The sequence below is a fragment of the Mesorhizobium sp. C264A genome, from assembly GCF_040324515.1.
In the GTDB taxonomy this organism is placed as follows: Bacteria; Pseudomonadota; Alphaproteobacteria; order Rhizobiales; family Rhizobiaceae; genus Mesorhizobium.
In genome coordinates, this window is record NZ_JAMYVY010000001.1 from 2,397,095 (window position 1) to 2,414,219 (window position 17,125).

Here is a 17,125-nt window from a genome sequence, read left to right on the forward strand (position 1 = left end):
GCCGGTTGGTGCGGGGAGCGGATAAGCCTAGGCGGAATCCGTCCTTCGCAGCGGTGTATGCGAAACAGGGCTCGGAACGTCAAGATATTGTTCGGTTTTTGCCCCGCTTTCAGCCAAAAGGTTTAGGCCACACATTCCCATTGCCGATGCCCTGCTATTAGATCGATTGAAATGACGCCGCGTCAGTCAATGCTTTGCCCGCAGTCCAGCGAAGGTCAGTCGCCAGTCTCCTGCCCCATCTTGCGCGCCGTATAGCGCTCGATGGCGGACAGTCCGTCATAGATCAGCACCGCCAGCGCCGCGACGATCAGGCCGCCTTGCAGGACGAAGGCGAGATTGTTGGACAGCAGGCCGGCGATGATCACCTCGCCCAGCGTCTTGGCGGCAACCGTCGAACCGATCGTCGCCGTGGCCAGGCTGATCACCACCGACAGCCTTATGCCGCCCAGAATGATCGGCGCACTCAGCGGCAATTCAACCTTGATCAGCCTTTGCCAGCCGGTCATGCCGGCGCCGCGCGCGGCCTCCATGATGTTGCCCTGCAGCGTCGTGAGGCCGGTCAGCGCGTTCTCGAAGATCGGCAGCAGGCCGTAGAGAAACAGCGCAATCAGCGTCGGCTTCTCGCCGAAACCGACGGCGGGCACCGCCAGCGCCAGCACCGCCACCGGCGGAAAGGTCTGGCCGATATTGACCAGACTGCGCGACAGCGGCAGGAATTCGGCGCCCGCCGGCCTGGTCACCAGGATGGCAAGCGCCACGGCAACGATGGTTGCGGCGACGGTAGCGATCAGCACGGTCCTGAGATGCAGCAGGGTCAGCGTCAGCAGGCTGCCCTGATTGTAGATCGCCGGCGCATTGTTTTCGGTCAGCGGCTTCAACAGCGGCTCGAACCAGCCGGGATTGGTAACGAAGGCTATGAGAAGCACCACCAGGGCAAGCCTGAGCAGCGAAGGCAGCCAGGCTTTTAGACCGGCCCCTTTCATGCCGGCCTCGCCGCGCGCTTCACCAGCCCGTCGACGGTGACGCGGCCGAGCAGCTTGCCGTCTTCGCCCTTGACCGGCAGCGCCGGCCGGCCCGACCACAGAAGCTCGGCCAGCGCGTCGCGCTGGCTGGCGTCGCCTGGGATCGCCTCGCCTTCGGCAGTCCCCTTTTCCACGGCGTCGCGCACGCGGCCGAGCGACAAGAGCCGGAACGGCTTTTCGCTGGCGCCGACCAGGGTTTCGACGAAGGCGTTCGCCGGCCGCGCCAGGATTTCTTCCGGCTTGGCGTATTGCACCAGCTTTCCGGCATCCATGACGGCGATCTTGTCGCCCATGTGGACGGCCTCCTCCATGTCATGGGTAACGAGGATGATGGTGGTGCCGAAGCGCTTCTGGATTGCCAGCAGGTCCTCCTGCGCCTTGGTGCGGATGATCGGGTCGAGTGCGCCGAACGGTTCGTCCATCAGAAGCACATTGGGCTCGGCGGCGAGCGCGCGGGCGACGCCGACACGCTGCTGTTGCCCGCCGGACAGTTCGTGCGGGTAGCGCGGGCCATAGGCCTCGGGGTCGAGCTGGTAGAGTGTCATCAACTCATCGACGCGGGCCTTGATGCGGTCCTTGTCCCAGCCCAGCAGGACCGGCACGGTGGCGATGTTCTGCGCAACGGTGCGGTGCGGGAACAGGCCGTGGCCCTGGATAGCGTAGCCGATGCTGCGGCGCAGCTCGTAGCCGGGCAGCGTGCGGTTGTCGTTGCCGTCGAGCTTGATGACGCCGGCGGTCGGCTCGACCAGCCGGTTGATCATTCGCAGCAGCGTCGTCTTGCCGGAACCGGAGGTACCGACAATGACGCAAACCGTACGCGGCTCGACGACCATGGACACGTCGTCGACCACGGTCGTCGCGTCATAGCGCTTGGTAATGCCTTCGATCTCGATCATGCCGTTTCAACCCTGCGCCTGGTGGCGGTCATTTCGATCACTGCGTCGAGGATGATGGCCGCGGCGAAGGCCAGCGCCACCGTCGGCACGGCGCCGAGCAGCACCAGGTCCATTGCGGTCTGGCCGACGCCCTGGAAGACGAAGACGCCAAAGCCGCCGCCGCCGATCAGTGCGGCGATGGTGGCCAGGCCGATGTTCTGCACCAGCACGATGCGGATGCCGGTGAGGATCACCGGAAAGGCCAACGGAAACTCGACGCCGAACAGGCGCTGGCCATCGGTCATGCCCATGCCGCGCGCTGCATCATTGGCCGCGCGGGGTACGCCGGCAAGCCCGACCACGGTGTTGGCCACCACCGGCAGCAGCGAATAGAGGAACAAAGCCACGAAGGCGGGCGCGGTGCCGATGCCTCTGATACCGAGCGCTGCGGCACCCGGAACATGCGCGGCGACCCAGCCCAGCGGCGCGATCAGCAGGCCGAACAGCGCGATCGAGGGTATGGTCTGGACGATGTTGAGCACATTGAGCACGCCGGCCCGCAACCGTTCGACGCGGTGGCACAGGATGCCGAGCGGCAGGCCGACGATCACCGCCGCCGCCAGCGACCCCAGCGCCAGCGTGATGTGCTTGGAGCCTTCGGCCCAGAAACTATCGGCGCGGTTTGCATATTCCTTGAGGATCGACAGGCTGTCCCACTGCCCCGATATCAGCAACAAGCCGATGGCCAGCGCCGCGAGGACGAGCACGCCGACGCGGGCCGGTGGCGACAGGTTGAGCCTGGTCAGCACGTCGGCGAGCAACAATGTGAAGGCAAAGATCAACAGCCAGAACCCGGAAGCCGGCGAGATGCGGGCGAAGGTGTTGCCGGCCGGCGTCAGGAAGGTGCCGGCGACACCGATCAGGATGGCAAGGGCGGCGAGCGCCACGACGCTTGCGGCCAGGCGCAGGACAAGCGGGGTTTTCAGCAAGGCAACAATTGCGGCCACGACGACGATCGCCAGCAGTAGCGGCCCGACTGTGGCCGGCAGCGCCTCCAGGATCGAGCGCGCCTGACCGGGAACGATACGATTGGCGCGGAAGGTGGCGAACGGAGCCAGAAACGCCGCATAGGCAACGATCGCCGCGATAACCATGCCGAGCTTGTCGAAACGCAGGGTCATGGATGCCCCTCATGAGGAGCGATTTTCCACGTTGCGCAGACTACGCTGGTGATCGGTGCAAGCCGACGCGAAGTCCGATCTCCCCCCTTGCGGGGGAGATGGCCGGCAGGCCAGAGGGGGGTGTGAAGGATCGTCAGCTCTCGAGCGTCGGCCTGTTCGGAAGCAACCCTGTCGAGGCACGCACCTGCTACCGGTTGTGAGGTCGGCGGGACAGCACCCCCCTCTGTCCTGCCGGCCATCTCCCCCGCAAGGGGGGAGATCAGCAGCTTCCAGAGAGGGGTGTCTCGCACCAGCGTCACGATCAGCTATGCGCTGACTACTTCAAAAACCCGTTCTTCTTCAAAAAGTCCTCGGCGACACCCTTGACCGGCTCGCCGCCGACCTGGACGCGGCCGTTGAGTTCCTGCAGCGTGACGAGGTCGAGCTTGGCGAACACCGGCTTCAACAGCGTCTCGATCTCCGGATGCTCTTTCAGCACCGCTTCGCGGATGATCGGCGCCGGCTGGTAGACCGGCTGCACGCCCTTGTCGTCGGCGAGCACGACCAGGCCGGACGGCGCGATGCCGCCGTCGGTGCCGTAGACCATGGCGGCGTTGGCGCCGTTGGTCTGGTTGGCGGCAGCACCGATTGTCGCGGCGGTGTCGCCGCCCGAAAGCGTGATCAACTGCTCCGGCTTCAGCGTGAAGCCGTAAGTGGTCTGGAACGCCGGCAGGGCTGCCGCCGAATTGACGAACTCAGCCGACGCCGCCAAAACCACCGTGCCGCCGCCGGCGACGTATTTGCCGAAGTCGGTCAGGGTCGCCAGCTTGTTGGTCTCGGCAACCTCCTTGCGCAGCGCGATCGCCCAGGTGTTGTTGGCCGGTGACGGCGACAGCCAGACGATCTTGTTGGCGTCATAGTCGAGCTTCTTGGCGGTCTCATAGGCCTTGGCGGCATCCTTCCAGACCGGATCGTCGGCCTTCTCGAAGAAGAAAGCGGCATTGCCGGTGTACTCGGGATAGATGTCGATCTCGCCGGCGGTGATCGCCTTGCGTACCACCGGCGTGCCGCCGAGCTGGATGCGGTCGGTGGTCTTGATGTTGTTGGCGTTGAGCACAAGCTGGATGATGTTGCCGAGCACGCCGCCCTCGGTGTCGATCTTCGAGGAGACGACCACCTGGGCATTGGCGGAGGCGGCCGTGATGCCGAGCGCCAACGCCGCGCCGGCCAGAATCTTGACTGAAAACATTGTGAAAACCCCTTGCTTTGGACCGAAATGCGGTGGCCGCATATGAGCATGGCTTCAACGCCCCGTCGGGGCACACGGTTTCATAACAATGGGTACAGACGCAATAATTTTGTGCGGTCGCCGCGATTCGGTCGGCGCCATGCTGACAGGTCGTGCCAAGCCAAAGATAGAACCCGATCAGACGCGGGCTTTGCGCGATCCGGTCAGTTTGAGCGCGCCAAGGGCGACGAAACACAGGGCGACGACCGGGAAAACCAGCCAGTTCAGCATCTCCCAGCCCCAGGCATTGTAGATGGCGCCCGACATTAGCGAGGCGAAGGCGACGGAGCCGAACAGGACGAAGTCGTGGAAGCCCTGCACCTTGCTCTTTTCGGACGGATGGTAGCTGTCGGCGACCATGGAGGTGGCGCCGATGAAGGCGAAATTCCAGCCGAGGCCAAGCAGGATCAGCGCCGTCCAGAACTGCCACAAATGCAGGCCGGACAATGCCACCGCGGCGCAGCCGATGAGCAGGACCAGGCCGGTTGCGACGATGCGTTCGGCGCCGAAGCGATGGATCAGCGATCCGGTGAAGAAGCTCGGCGCAAACATCGCCATCACATGCCAGGAAATGCCGAGCGTGGCGTCGTCCGTCGACAGGCCGCAGCCGACCATGGCCAGCGGCGCGCCGGTCATGACGAAACTCATCAGCGCATAGCTGCCGACGGCGCAAAACAGTGCCGCGACGAAACGCGGCCGGGTGACGATCTCGGACAGCGGCCGGGCGTCGCTTGACGCGACTTCCGCGTGGCCGGGAGCCTTGGCCGGGATGCGCAGGAATGACAGGATGATGGCGCCGGCCGCCGCCAGAACCGGAATGGCCACGAACGAGCCGGCAAACATCACCGGCGCCAGCAATTCGCGGGTGAAGATGACGATCTGCGGCCCGAGAATCGCGGTGATGACGCCGCCGGCCAGCACGAAGGAAATGGCGCGCGCCTTGAATTCGGGCGGAGCATTATCGGCGGCGGCGAAGCGGAACTGCTGGACGAAGGCGCCGCCGACGCCGATCACCAGCAGCGCGAAAGCGAACAGCCAGAAGCTGGCGTGGAACAGAGCCAACGTGGAGATGACGCCGCCAAGCGCGGTGACGATGGTGCCGGTCATGAAACCGCCGCGCTGGCCGAGCCAACGGATGATGGCCGCGGCCGGCAACGCGCCGAGCGCCACGCCGATGTTGAAGCCGGTGATTGGCGCCGTTGCCAGCGACTTATCGGGGCCAAGCAGATATTGCCCGGCCAGCCCGCCCATGGAAATGGCAATCGGCGCGGCCGAACCGATAATCGCCTGCGACGTCGCCAGGATGATCGCCGTGCGGCGCGCGTCCCGTGCTGCGCCGGCGACGGTGCCGGTCACAATGCGTCCTTGCCGCGCCCCTCGCCCCGCACCCGGCGCGACACACGGTCGAGCACGGCGTTGGTCAGCTTCGGCTCGTCTTCCTCGTAGAAGGCCTTGGCGATGTCGACATATTCCGAAACGATGACGGCCACCGGCACGTCGTCGCGCTTCATCAGTTCGTAGACGCCAGCGCGCAGGATGGCGCGCAACGTCGAATCGAGTCTGGACAGCGGCCAGTCTTCCGTCAGCGCCTGGCGTATGATCGGATCGATGGTCGTCTGGTTCTCGACGACGCCGGCCAGGATGGCGCGGAACCACTGCGCGTCGGCCTCCCGATAAAGCGCGCCGTCGACTTCCTTGCCGAGCCGGAACGCCTCGTATTCGGCGGTGATCTCGAAGACGCCGCTGCCGGCCACGTCCATCTGGTAAAGCGCCTGCACGGCGGCCAGACGGGCGGCGCCACGCTTATTGGCATGGCGTGTCGCGGGCTGGCCGGGCGAAGCGGGTTCGCTCACGATTGCGCTCCCAGCTTCTCCTTGAGCGCGATCATGGTCAGCGCCGCGCGCGCGGCAAAGCCGCCCTTGTCGCCCTCCGAGCGCTTGGCGCGCGTCCAGGCCTGCGCGTCGTTCTCGGTGGTCAGGATGCCGTTGCCGATCGCAATCGCTTCCTGCACCGAGAGATCCATCAGCGCGCGGCTCGATTCATTGGCGACGATGTCGAAATGATAAGTGTCGCCACGAATGATGGTGCCGAGCGCGACAAAACCATCATAGTCCTTGCCGCCCTCGCCCATGCCGTCGAGCGCAAAAGTGATCACTGCTGGAATTTCCAGCGAACCGGGAACGGTGATGACGTCATAGGTCGCGCCGGCTTCGTCGAGCGCGCTCGTCGCGCCGTCGAGCAGCGCGTCGGCAAGATCGTCATGAAAGCGCGCCTCGATAATCAGAAGGTGGGCCTTCTTCTTCGGGCGAATGAACGCTTTGCCGTGTTGGGATGTGCCTGCCATGAATGTCTCCGGGGGTACCGGTGACTTAGGCTGAAGCGGTCACATTCGCAAGCTTTGTCCGACGCTCAGGCCCGGTCTAATTTCCCAGGGGGGCTCAAAGCCCCTCTTTCACTGCCTCGACCAGTCGCGCGGCGTAGCGGGCCATGGTGTCGATCTCGAGGTTGACCTTGTCGCCCACCTTGCGCTCGCCCCAGGTCGTCACGGTCAGCGAATGGTGGATCAACAGCACGTCGAAACGGGCGCCTTCGACCTTGTTGACGGTGAGCGAGGTGCCGTCGAGTGCGACGGAACCCTTGGGCGCGATGAATTTCGCCAGTTCGCGCGGCGCCTCCAGCGTGAAGCGCACGGCATCGCCCTCGTCCTTGCGCTCGACGATTTCGGCCATGCCATCGACATGGCCCGACACGATGTGGCCGCCGAGTTCGTCGCCGATCTTCAGTGCCCGCTCGAGATTGACCTTGGTGCCTGATTTCCAGCCCGACGCCGTGGTCAGCCTCAGTGCCTCTTCCCAGGCTTCGACCTCGAACCAGCGGGCATTCGAGCCGCCATCTGGCAGCGCCGTCACCGTCAGGCAGACGCCGCCGCAGGAAATCGAGGCGCCAATAGCGATGGTCGCGGGATCATAGGCAGTGTCGATGCGCAGGCCGACGCCTTCGCTCAGCGGCTTGATGGCCGCGACAGTGCCGATATCGGTGACAATTCCAGTGAACATTTCAGATATCTCTCACCCATTCGGCATAGCTGTCTTCCCCGAAGCGCATCTCGCGCAATTTGCGGAAGCCTGCCGGGATATGGTTGGCGTCGATGGGCGATGCAATGCCGCCCTCGCCGATCGCTTCCGGTCCCTGGAACAGCACGATGCGGTCGACCAATCCCTCGGCGAGGAAGGCGCTGGCCACCTTGGCGCCGCCTTCGACCAGAACGCTGGCCATGCCGAGCGCGCCGAGATCCTCGAGCAGTTCCGGCAAGGCAATGCCGCCTTCATGGGTTTCGGTGCCGATGAAGCGCACACCGGCACGCTCCAGCACCGACCGCCGCAGCGGGTCGGCCTCCAGGCTCGCGGCGATATAGAGCGGCACGCGGTCGATGCCGGAGACCAGCTTCGAGGCTTCGGGCAGCCTGATCTGGCGGTCGAGCACGATGCGCGCCGGCGAGCGGTTCTCCAGCCCCGGCAGCCGCACGGTGAGCGCGGGATCATCCTCCAGCGCCGTGCCGATGCCGACCAGTATGCCATCGGCTTCGGCGCGCATCAGATAGACTTCGCGGCGGGCGACATCGCCGGTGATCGCAACCTGGCCGGCGCCATGCCTGCCGATCTTGCCGTCGCTGGAAAGCGCAAGCTTCAGAGTCACTTCCGGGCGCTTTTTCAGGGATCGAATCAAATAGCCGGCCATCTGCTCGGCGGCTTCCTCGACCAGCACCTTTTCGACCACTTCGATGCCGGCGGCGCGCAGGATGGCATAGCCTTTGCCGGAGACGCGCGGATCGGGATCGCTGGCGGCGCCGACGACCCGCGCCACTCCGGCATTGACCAGCGCGTTGGCGCAAGGCGGGGTGCGGCCATGGTGGGCGCAGGGCTCCAGCGTGACATAGGCCGTGGCGCCGCGCGCCAACTCGCCGGCTTCAGCCAGCGCCTCGGTCTCGGCATGCGGCCGGCCGCCAACAGCGGTGACCCCTGTGCCGACGATCATCGGGCCGGCGCCATCGTCGCGAACGATTATGGTGCCGACGGAAGGGTTGGTCGAGGTGCGGCCGGCATTCCTGCGCGAGAGCCTCACCGCCGCGGCCATGAAGCGGCGATCGAGGGCCTGCTGATCGGCCTTCCCTGACGTTTGGCTTGCCATGCTCAGCCGGCGTCCTCTTCGCTCTTCAGCTCGTCGCCCTTGAGCTCGTCGCCTTTGAGCTCACCCAGCACGTCATGGAAGTCCTTGGCCTCGCGGAAATTGCGATAGACCGAGGCAAAGCGGACATAGGCGACGTCGTCGAGCGACTTCAGCGCTTCCATGACGAGCCGGCCGACCTCGCCCGAGGCGATTTCAGTCTCGCCGGAGCTTTCGAGCTGACGCACGATGCCGGTGACGGCGCGGTCGATGCGCTCGGGATCGACATTGCGCTTGCGCACCGCGATCTCCACCGAACGCAAGAGCTTGTCGCGGTCGAACGGCACCTTTCTGCCGGACTTCTTCACCACCACGAGGTCGCGCAACTGGACGCGCTCGAAAGTGGTGAAACGGCCACCGCAATCGGGACAGACGCGCCGCCGGCGGATCGCCGCGCCATCCTCGGCGGGGCGCGAATCCTTCACCTGCGTATCTTCGGACTGGCAATAGGGACAGCGCATGGAGAGCCTTCAGGTTGGCGATTCTGGCGGAACGATAGGCTTAGAGGTTTTTGCCGGGACGGCAAAGGTTCGGCAACGGCCGCTGGCGCCCTCAGAGATAGCGAGGCGGGAGGAAAATTGCCAGCCGCGCCAGATATGTCAGGGGGCGACGTCCTTGGTCGGGAAGCCGCAGGACGTTCCGAGGTTGCGGTAGGCCTTTGTGAAGCCGTCCATAGGGATGCTGGCGACGGCTTGCTTGCCGAACGTCACGTCGAGCGAGATGACCTGGCGCATGGCCCGCAACAAAGCGAGACTGGTCTTGGCCTGGTTGTCGACGGTCCAGCTCGGGCGGCCGGCATCATTGGAATAGACGGTCGCGGAAACCTTGACGCCGGGGTCACCGAAGGTCGCGGCGATCTTCTTGCCGGTCGGCAGCTCCTTGTTGGCGACGGTGAACATGATCGCCGGATAGGCATCGGGCGGCAGGGCGTCGCCAGTCGAGATCGAAAGCGTCAGCGTGCCGGCATTGCCGCCGCCATCGACAAAGGCCGTGGAGGCAGCGCAGGTCTTGTGGGAATCCTGGCCGGTGTCGAGCGCATCGATGATGGTGGTCCACCTGCCAAAGGTGTTTGTGGCGGGGATATCCGTGCCCGGCTGCGGCTGCTCCTGGGCGATCGCGCCCGACACGGCGACAGCGGCAAGCGAGCCGATGAAGGCCAGAACGGCAGGACAGAACACGCGCATCGTCAGATCTCCAACAGGCCGCGCCGCCCGAACAGCAAGCGGCGCAGAGCGCGGGATAAAAGACGATGCGCCGCTGGCGGTCAACCGAGATAGGGATAGAGCGGGAAACGATCGGTCAGCGCCACGACCTTGGCCTTCACGGCTGCTTCCACAGCCGCATTGCCTTCGTCGGAATTGGCGACCTTCAGCCCGTCCAGCACCTCGGCGATCAACTTGCCGATCTCGCGGAACTCGGCCTGGCCGAAGCCGCGCGTGGTGCCGGCCGGCGTGCCCAGACGCACGCCCGAGGTGACGAAAGGCTTTTCCGGATCGAACGGGATGCCGTTCTTGTTGCAGGTGATGTTGGCGCGGCCGAGCGCTGCCTCGGCGCGCTTGCCGGTGGCGTTCTTGGGCCTGAGATCGACCAGCATCAGATGGTTGTCGGTGCCGCCGGAGACGATGTCGAGGCCGGTTTCCTTGAGGCTCGACGCCAGCGCCTTCGCGTTGGCGGCGACACTCTCGGCATAGAGCTTGAAGCTCGGCTTCAGCGCCTCGCCGAAGGCGACCGCCTTGGCGGCGATGACATGCATCAGCGGGCCGCCCTGCAGGCCGGGGAAAACCGCCGAGTTCATCTTCTTGGCGATGTCCTCGTCATTGCACAGGATCATGCCGCCGCGCGGGCCGCGCAGCGATTTGTGCGTGGTCGTGGTCACGACATGGGCGTGCGGCAGCGGTGACGGATGCACGCCGCCGGCAACCAGGCCGGCGATATGGGCCATGTCGACCATCAGATAGGCGCCGACCGCATCGGCGATCTCGCGAAAGCGCTTCCAGTCCCAGATGCGCGAATAGGCGGTGCCGCCGGCCAGGATCAGCTTTGGCTTGGTCTCATGTGCGGTCTTTTCGATCGCGTCCATGTCGAGCAGATGGTCGTCCTTGCGCACGCCGTAGGAAACGACTTTGAACCATTTGCCGCTCATATTGACGGGCGAACCGTGCGTCAGGTGGCCGCCGGAATTCAGGTCGAGGCCCATGAAGGTGTCGCCGGGCTGCAGCAGCGCCAGGAAGACCGCCTGGTTCATCTGGCTGCCGGAATTCGGCTGGACATTGGCGAAGTTGCAGCCGAACAGCTTTTTGGCGCGCTCGATAGCGAGTTCCTCGGCGACGTCGACGAACTGGCAGCCGCCATAATAGCGCTTGCCCGGATAACCCTCGGCGTATTTGTTGGTCATGATCGAGCCCTGCGCCTCGAGCACGGCGCGCGAAACGATGTTTTCCGAGGCGATCAGCTCGATCTCGTGACGCTGGCGGCCAAGCTCGTTGCGGATCGAGCCGAAGATCTCCGGATCGGCATCTTCCAGCGTGGTTTCGAAGAAGGATTCGAACTTGTTCGACGCTGCCGCTGCAGTTGCCATGGCCTGAAATCCTTCGGTTCGGGGCATCTATCTATGCATATCGCTGCCCCGAAACCGCTGCACGGTTCCGGGCGACATGCATTGCCGCGCCATTAACACAGTTGTTTTCGCCTCGCCACGTTTGCAGCGCGAAATTTGCTGGCCGGATTGCGCCAGAGCGGCCCTGAACCGCTATTTTCGCTCCTGCCGCCCCTGCAGCAAGGCTTCGGTGAGCGTGATCTCGGTAAACAGCGCCCGCGCCGTATGGTCGTTGATCGCGCCGCTGCTTAACATGTCGCGCACGGCGATGCGCTCGGCCTCGATGCCGGCAAGCCGCATTTCGAGCTCCAGCCGCCCGGCTTCGCGGGCCTCTGCCCGGGCGTCGTCGGCCTCGTCCGAAGTGGCGATCCGGCGCCGGTAGCCGGCGACGATGTTTTCGGCGGCGGCAAGCCTGGCGCCGGGCACCTCGCCCTGGTCGTCGTCGCTGGCGCCCGCCATGCTTTCGACGCGGGCGATGGCCGCCTTGGCGGCGCCGATGCGGGCGAGACGCTCCTCGATGGCGCTGCCATCCTCGCCCGGCTCGACCAGCCCGCGCGCTATCTTCGGCAGCGCCACGCTGGCGATGGCGAGCGAACAGATGATGACGCCGGCGGCGAGGAAGATCACCAGGTCGCGCGCGGGAAAAGGCGAGCCGTCCGGCATGGCGAGCGGGAGCGACAGGATGCCGGCCAGCGTGATCGCGCCGCGCACGCCCGCCACCGAGCCGGCAAGCCGCACACGCATCCCGAACGGCTCGGCCTTGCGCTTTCCCCATTTTGCCTTGAGGCCTGCCGCGATGTCGCCGACCCAGATCCAGAGGAAGCGCAGCGCGATCAGGCACAGCGTCAGCGCAATCACCGTCGCGACCGGCTGGATGATCGGGTAATGGCCAGTCAGTTCGGGCGGCACGCGGCGAATGATTTCGGGAAGCTGCATGCCGAGCACGATGAACAGCGCGCCATTGTAGACGAAGGACAAGGTTGTCCACAGCGAGATCGTCTGCATGCGCGCCGAGACGCCGAGGAAGCGGAAGACGCCGGAGCCGCCGGTCAAAAGCCCGGCGGTGACCGCCGCCAGAATGCCTGAGGCATGCAGATGTTCGGCGACGAGATAGGCAATGAAGGGCAGCAGGACCATGACCAGAACCTGCGCCTCGGCCGGAACGCCGCCGATGCGATTCAGAAGCTGCAGGAGCCTGGCGGCGATGAACAACGCGGCGATGCCGGCCAGGATGCCGATGGCGACGGCATAAAAGAAGCTCAGCGATGCATCGGCGAAGGAAAAGCTGCCGGTCACGGCGGCGGCGACGGCGAAGCGGAACATGACCAGGCCCGAGGCGTCGTTGAGCAGCGCCTCGCCTTCCAGAATATGCATCAGCCGCGCCGGCACCAGGCTTCTGTCGACGATCGAGGACACCGCCACGGCGTCGGTCGGGGACAGCACGGCAGCGAGCGCGAAGGCGACGACCAGCGGGATGCTCGGCACCAACCAGTGCAAGGCATAACCGAAGCCGACAATGGTAAAGAAGACCAGCCCGATGGCCAGATCGAGGATCGGTCCGCGCAGCGCGATCAGCTCGCGTTTGGGCGCTCCATAGGCATCGCCGAACAAAAGCGGCGGGATGAACACCAGCAGGAAGAGTTCGGGGTCGATCTCGACATGGATGCCTTTCACCGGCCAGGCGAGCGCGGCGCCGATGGCAATCTGCAGCACCGGCAGCGGCACCCGAACCAACCGCACCAGTGCGCCGGAAAGAGCGACGAAGACCAGCACGGCGAGGATGAAGATTGCGACCTGCATGGCGCGATTCCGGCTGTTTTGAGGACCATGCGCAATTGCCGTTAGTCCGTCCAGATGGGCCTGCGGCGCAACGTCCGGCAGTGTTCATGGCCTGCATGGCTGGCGGCCACCAGTCTTCTTCTGTTGGGATGTCGAACGGAAAAGGCCGCCTCACGGCGGCCTTTTCATAAACAATTCAGGCACCTAGAGCGAAGAGGTGATCTGCAGTTCGCTGGCGCCATCGAGCGCGTAGACGTCGTCGCGGAACTGCACGACGCCCGGACCCGTCGACCAGGCCGACACATAGAGGAAGTGGACCGGAACCGGGTTGACGACCTGCACCGGCGTGTTCTCGCCGGTCTTGATGGTCGCCTCGAAATGCTGGCGATCCCAGCCGGGTGTGTCGCGCAGGATCCATGTGACGAGGTCGCGCACGTTCTGGACACGCACGCAGCCCGAGGAATCGAAGCGCATCATCTTGCCGAACAGGCTTTGCTGCGGCGTATCGTGCATGTAGACGCCGTCGGGGCTGGGGAAGTTGATCTTCACCGAGGCCATGGCGTTGCCGGAACCCGGATCCTGGCGGAAGCGGTATTTTGCGGCATCATCCGTCGACCAGTCGACAGTCATCGGATCGACTTCGCTGCCATCAGGCGCAAACAGCCGGATGTGGCTGTCCTTGAGATAGTCGGGGTTCTTCCGCATCAGCGGAATGATGTCCTTGCGCACGATCGAGACCGGCGCGTTCCAGTAAGGATTGACGATGATCTCGTTGATCTTGGAATTGACCACCGGGGTCTGGCGGTCGATCTTGCCGACGATTGCGGTGTGGCGCAGCACGACGCGATCGTTCTCGACCGCCTCGATCTGTGCCGCCGGGATATCGACCAGCACATAACGGCTGCCCAGCGTGCCGGCCTTTTCGCGCAGGCGCTCCAGGTTGGTCTGCAGCTGACCGAGGCGGATCTGCGCCGAAACGTTCATCGCCGCATAAGTGTACTTGCCCATGGCACCGTCGGCCGGCAGGCCATGGCGCGCCTGGAAGCGCTTGACCGCGGCGTCGACGTAGGAATCGAACGACGTCGAAATGCCGGCGCTCTGCGCCAGATCGCCCGAAACCATCAGCCGCTTGCGCAGCGGCACCACGTCCGGATCGTCGACGCCAAGCTGCAGCTTCTTTGTCGCCGGCACCTCGCCCCAGCCGCCCTGGGCGACGATGTTCTGATACTGCGCCACAGCCTGTTCGGTGAAGGCAACCGTCTGTAGGCTGAAGATCGGCAGCGTCGAGGCGACCTTGCCGCCTTCGGAGGCGCGGGCGTCGAACTGGTCGTCCCAATTGCCACGGTTCGAAGACTTCAGGATATCGTCGATCACATCCTGCGCGCTGGCGGCATTGGCAACCATGGCAACGGCGAGCGCGGAAGCTCCGGAAAGGAAAAAGCGGCGGCTGGTTCTCATGGACGTTCCAGACATTCTTGTCGTGTTTGGCTTGTAGCGTTTGGCTGTTGCAGCGTTCGGCTACGTGCTCGATGTTGGGCGATATCGCCCGCACTCTAAAGTTGGCACTGTTAACAATTAGCCAACCATGACCTGCGTCACCTGGCCGTCAAAAGCGGACGGCGATGCGACCTTACAGGCGCGCGAACAGCTTTCGCCGCCGCATACCCACAGCCCTCGCTTCCACCGCGAATATGGCGGCAACGTGGCTTTGCGCCGAATTGGAAGCGCAGGCGGCTCGAAAAAGAAAAGGCCGGTGCTTTTCGGCACCGGCCTGTTGACTGAGACTTGCCTCCGGCCGCGCTTCTTCCGGCGCAGCTGCTATTCAATGGCCCGCTGATTACATCCGGTAGGCGATGGTGTCGTTCCAGAAGCGGTCGAGGCGCTGCAGCGCGCGGTTCATCTGCTTGAACTCTTCGCTGTTGATGCCGCCGACCTGTTCGATCGAGCCGACATGGCGCTCATAGAGACCGGCGACGACTTCCGCCACTTCATTGCCCTTCGGCGTCAGCGAAACGCGGACCGAACGGCGGTCGATGCGCGAGCGCTGGTGGTTGATGAAGCCGAGATCGACCAGCTTCTTCAGATTGTAGGAGACGTTCGAGCCGAGATAGTAGCCACGCGAGCGCAACTCGCCGGCGGTCAGCTCGGAGTTGCCGATGTTGAACAGAAGCAGCGCCTGGATGGCATTGATGTCGGAACGGCCATTGCGGTCGAACTCGTCCTTGATCACGTCAAGCAGACGGCGATGCAGACGCTCGACCAGCTGCAGCGATTCCATGTAAAGCGAACGGATAGCCTCGCGGCGATCGTCGGATACGTTGGCGGTCTTCGCCGCCGGACGCGAATTGATCATTGTCTTTGCCTCTCGTTTGTCGCCCTGGTGATTTTTTGTTTTTCACCTTGATTGCGACACTATCGAATACTCATAAAATTCGACTTAAACGCTAGGGCTAACAAGAGCTTACCGGTAATAGGTTTCGCAAGACGCTTAACGAACGGTCACCCGAGCAAGGATAATTAACCTAAAGATTTAGCCAATGGCTGCGGGGCGGCGTTTCAGGCGCGCGCAGGGCGCTTGCGCATCCAGATGACGACGCGGAAGGCGATGTAGAGCAGCGCCACCGCGGCATGCGAGAAGACGATCAGCGGCCGGTGGCCGTAGAGATCGGGGAAGCCGGCATACATTATGGTCTCGGTGACAGCACAGATGAACCAGATCACCGGGCCCCACGACGCCAGCATCCACAGGCCGGCGGCGGCGAAGGGGAAGAACACGGCCAGCATCACCGCCACGACCTGCCAGTGCACCGGCATCAGGTCGAAGCGCCACAGCGGGCCGGGATAAAAACCGATCAGCCGGATCCAGTACAGGATGCCGAACAGCAGGCAATAGCCAGCTATGACGCGCTGGAACCAGGCGAAGATGATCTCGACGCCCGAGGGCTGCAGCACGATGCGCCGCGACGTGACCTCGCTCACAGTTCGAGCTCCCGTTCGAGCGGCGCGAAATAGGCGTCCACCGAAGCAGCGTCAACCTCGGCCAGGCTTGCCGGCCGCCATTGCGGCGTCGAGCCCTTGTCAACGATGGCGGCGCGGATGCCTTCATAGAAGTCGTGCCCGGCCAGCATGCGGTTGAGGATGCGGAACTCCATCTTCATGCAGGCTTCCATCGACAGCGTCAGCCCGGCGCTGATCTGGCGCCACGCGACATTGAGGCTGGTCGGCGAGCGGGTGCGGATGGTGGCCAGCGTCTTGGCGGCAAACTCGTCGGCGCCTGCCGCCCGCTCCAGGCTCTCGAGGATTTCGGCGAGCGAGGGTTGGGAAAAATGCCGGGCGATGGCTTCCAGCACCGGCTGGGCGGTTTCGCGCCGGGCCGGCACGAAGAAGCCGCGCAGGACCGATTCCGGATCGCCATTGGCGCAGAGCCGGTCGAGAAAGGCAGCCTGGTCGGCGGCCTTGATGGTGTGGGTGGCCAGGCCCGACCATAATGCATCGCCATAGCGGATGCGGTTGCCGGTCAGCGCCAGATACATGCCGAAGCTGCCGCCGAGGTCAGGCAGCAGATGGCTGCCGCCCACGTCGGGGAAGAAACCGATGCCGACTTCGGGCATGGCGAACTGGGCGTTCTCGGTCAGCACGCGCTGCGAGCCGTGGAAAGAGATGCCGACGCCCCCGCCCATCACGATCCCGTCGATCAGCGCGACATAGGGCTTTTTGTAACTGTTGATGCGGGCGTTGAGCCGGTATTCGTCGGCGAAGAACTCGACCGGCGGCTTCCCGGCCCGGGCCTCGTAGACGTGCATGATGTCGCCGCCGGCGCAAAACGCTCTGCCCTCGGCCTTGACGACGACGACATCGACGCCGGTATCGCGTTCAAAAGCGTCGAGCGCCTTGTCCAGCGCCTTGATCACGCGATGTGTCAGCGCATTGAGCGCCTGCGGCCGCGTCAGCGTGACGACGCCTGCCTTGCCCAACCGTTCGAAGCGGATCTCGTCGCCGCCGCCAAAATCCATCGTCAGAGAATCCCTCCCCGCGCCTGCGGGACTGAAGTGCTAAAGGTGGCGCATGGGTGCGTCAACCGGCGGGCGCGGTTTGGATTTTCGCAAGGGAACGCGACCGTGTTTTGCCCCCGACAGAAATGCGCGCAAAATTGCCGGGCAAAATAGCCTTTCTTCTGATGC

18 protein-coding genes are annotated in these 17,125 nt (G+C 64.4%); 1 reads left to right on the forward strand and 17 read right to left on the reverse strand.

Annotated elements, in window-relative coordinates; all coding sequences use genetic code 11:
• Nucleotides 1–215: 215 nt before the first annotated feature.
• The 14 genes from NKL04_RS11855 to NKL04_RS11920 all read right to left on the reverse strand — a co-directional run bounded on the left by NKL04_RS11855 (nucleotide 216) and on the right by NKL04_RS11920 (nucleotide 14,402).
• Entirely contained in the window at nucleotides 216–983 is a 768-nt protein-coding gene (locus NKL04_RS11855; RefSeq protein WP_023700549.1) for an ABC transporter permease, read from the reverse strand.
• Complete coding sequence (locus NKL04_RS11860; protein WP_023689503.1) at nucleotides 980–1,918, reverse strand: ABC transporter ATP-binding protein; 939 nt, start codon at nucleotides 1,916–1,918, stop codon at nucleotides 980–982. Before NKL04_RS11860 ends, NKL04_RS11855 begins: the two co-directional genes overlap by 4 nt.
• Complete coding sequence (locus tag NKL04_RS11865; RefSeq protein ID WP_023689504.1) at nucleotides 1,915–3,078, reverse strand: ABC transporter permease; 1,164 nt, start codon at nucleotides 3,076–3,078, stop codon at nucleotides 1,915–1,917. Before NKL04_RS11865 ends, NKL04_RS11860 begins: the two co-directional genes overlap by 4 nt.
• Before the next feature lie 316 nt (nucleotides 3,079–3,394).
• Nucleotides 3,395–4,306: a glycine betaine ABC transporter substrate-binding protein OsmF gene (osmF, locus tag NKL04_RS11870; RefSeq protein ID WP_023689505.1), complete on the reverse strand. Its 912-nt coding sequence runs from the start codon at nucleotides 4,304–4,306 to the stop codon at nucleotides 3,395–3,397.
• 177 nt (nucleotides 4,307–4,483) lie between these two features.
• Nucleotides 4,484–5,701, reverse strand: coding sequence for an MFS transporter (locus NKL04_RS11875; RefSeq protein ID WP_023700550.1), 1,218 nt, complete (start codon nucleotides 5,699–5,701; stop codon nucleotides 4,484–4,486).
• Nucleotides 5,698–6,198, reverse strand: coding sequence for a transcription antitermination factor NusB (gene nusB / locus NKL04_RS11880; protein WP_023669355.1), 501 nt, complete (start codon nucleotides 6,196–6,198; stop codon nucleotides 5,698–5,700). The genes NKL04_RS11875 and nusB overlap by 4 nt, the downstream gene beginning before the upstream one ends.
• Nucleotides 6,195–6,689 (reverse strand): 6,7-dimethyl-8-ribityllumazine synthase, encoded by a 495-nt coding sequence (gene ribH / locus NKL04_RS11885; RefSeq protein ID WP_023669354.1) that lies wholly within the window; start codon nucleotides 6,687–6,689, stop codon nucleotides 6,195–6,197. The genes nusB and ribH overlap by 4 nt, the downstream gene beginning before the upstream one ends.
• A 94-nt stretch (nucleotides 6,690–6,783) precedes the next feature.
• Nucleotides 6,784–7,401 (reverse strand): riboflavin synthase, encoded by a 618-nt coding sequence (locus NKL04_RS11890; protein WP_023669353.1) that lies wholly within the window; start codon nucleotides 7,399–7,401, stop codon nucleotides 6,784–6,786.
• Between the two features lies 1 nt (nucleotide 7,402).
• Nucleotides 7,403–8,533, reverse strand: coding sequence for a bifunctional diaminohydroxyphosphoribosylaminopyrimidine deaminase/5-amino-6-(5-phosphoribosylamino)uracil reductase RibD (gene ribD, locus NKL04_RS11895; RefSeq protein WP_023669352.1), 1,131 nt, complete (start codon nucleotides 8,531–8,533; stop codon nucleotides 7,403–7,405).
• A gap of 2 nt (nucleotides 8,534–8,535) precedes the next feature.
• Nucleotides 8,536–9,030: a transcriptional regulator NrdR gene (nrdR, locus tag NKL04_RS11900; RefSeq protein WP_023669351.1), complete on the reverse strand. Its 495-nt coding sequence runs from the start codon at nucleotides 9,028–9,030 to the stop codon at nucleotides 8,536–8,538.
• Between the two features lie 138 nt (nucleotides 9,031–9,168).
• Entirely contained in the window at nucleotides 9,169–9,753 is a 585-nt protein-coding gene (locus tag NKL04_RS11905; protein WP_023700553.1) for an invasion associated locus B family protein, read from the reverse strand.
• A gap of 80 nt (nucleotides 9,754–9,833) precedes the next feature.
• Entirely contained in the window at nucleotides 9,834–11,147 is a 1,314-nt protein-coding gene (glyA, locus tag NKL04_RS11910; protein ID WP_023669349.1) for a serine hydroxymethyltransferase, read from the reverse strand.
• Nucleotides 11,148–11,318: 171 nt separating this feature from the next.
• The gene (locus NKL04_RS11915; protein ID WP_023700554.1) at nucleotides 11,319–12,965 is read right to left on the reverse strand and encodes a Na+/H+ antiporter; all 1,647 of its coding nucleotides are present in this window, start codon (nucleotides 12,963–12,965) and stop codon (nucleotides 11,319–11,321) included.
• Between the two features lie 183 nt (nucleotides 12,966–13,148).
• Nucleotides 13,149–14,402 (reverse strand): L,D-transpeptidase family protein, encoded by a 1,254-nt coding sequence (locus tag NKL04_RS11920; protein ID WP_023682396.1) that lies wholly within the window; start codon nucleotides 14,400–14,402, stop codon nucleotides 13,149–13,151.
• Nucleotides 14,403–14,529: 127 nt separating this feature from the next.
• Here NKL04_RS11920 and NKL04_RS11925 point away from each other — a divergent pair, with 127 nt between their 5' ends.
• Nucleotides 14,530–14,781: a hypothetical protein gene (locus NKL04_RS11925; RefSeq protein ID WP_023693254.1), complete on the forward strand. Its 252-nt coding sequence runs from the start codon at nucleotides 14,530–14,532 to the stop codon at nucleotides 14,779–14,781.
• Here the strand turns inward: NKL04_RS11925 and ldtR are convergent, their stop codons facing one another.
• The 3 genes from ldtR to NKL04_RS11940 all read right to left on the reverse strand — a co-directional run bounded on the left by ldtR (nucleotide 14,782) and on the right by NKL04_RS11940 (nucleotide 16,957).
• A complete protein-coding gene (gene ldtR, locus NKL04_RS11930) occupies nucleotides 14,782–15,297 on the reverse strand; it encodes a transcriptional regulator LdtR (protein ID WP_023672997.1) in 516 nt (171 codons plus the stop codon). It abuts the gene before it with no gap.
• 203 nt (nucleotides 15,298–15,500) lie between these two features.
• Complete coding sequence (locus NKL04_RS11935; RefSeq protein ID WP_023682398.1) at nucleotides 15,501–15,923, reverse strand: DUF6163 family protein; 423 nt, start codon at nucleotides 15,921–15,923, stop codon at nucleotides 15,501–15,503.
• Nucleotides 15,920–16,957: an enoyl-CoA hydratase/isomerase family protein gene (locus NKL04_RS11940; RefSeq protein ID WP_023700555.1), complete on the reverse strand. Its 1,038-nt coding sequence runs from the start codon at nucleotides 16,955–16,957 to the stop codon at nucleotides 15,920–15,922. Before NKL04_RS11940 ends, NKL04_RS11935 begins: the two co-directional genes overlap by 4 nt.
• Nucleotides 16,958–17,125 lie beyond the last annotated feature (168 nt).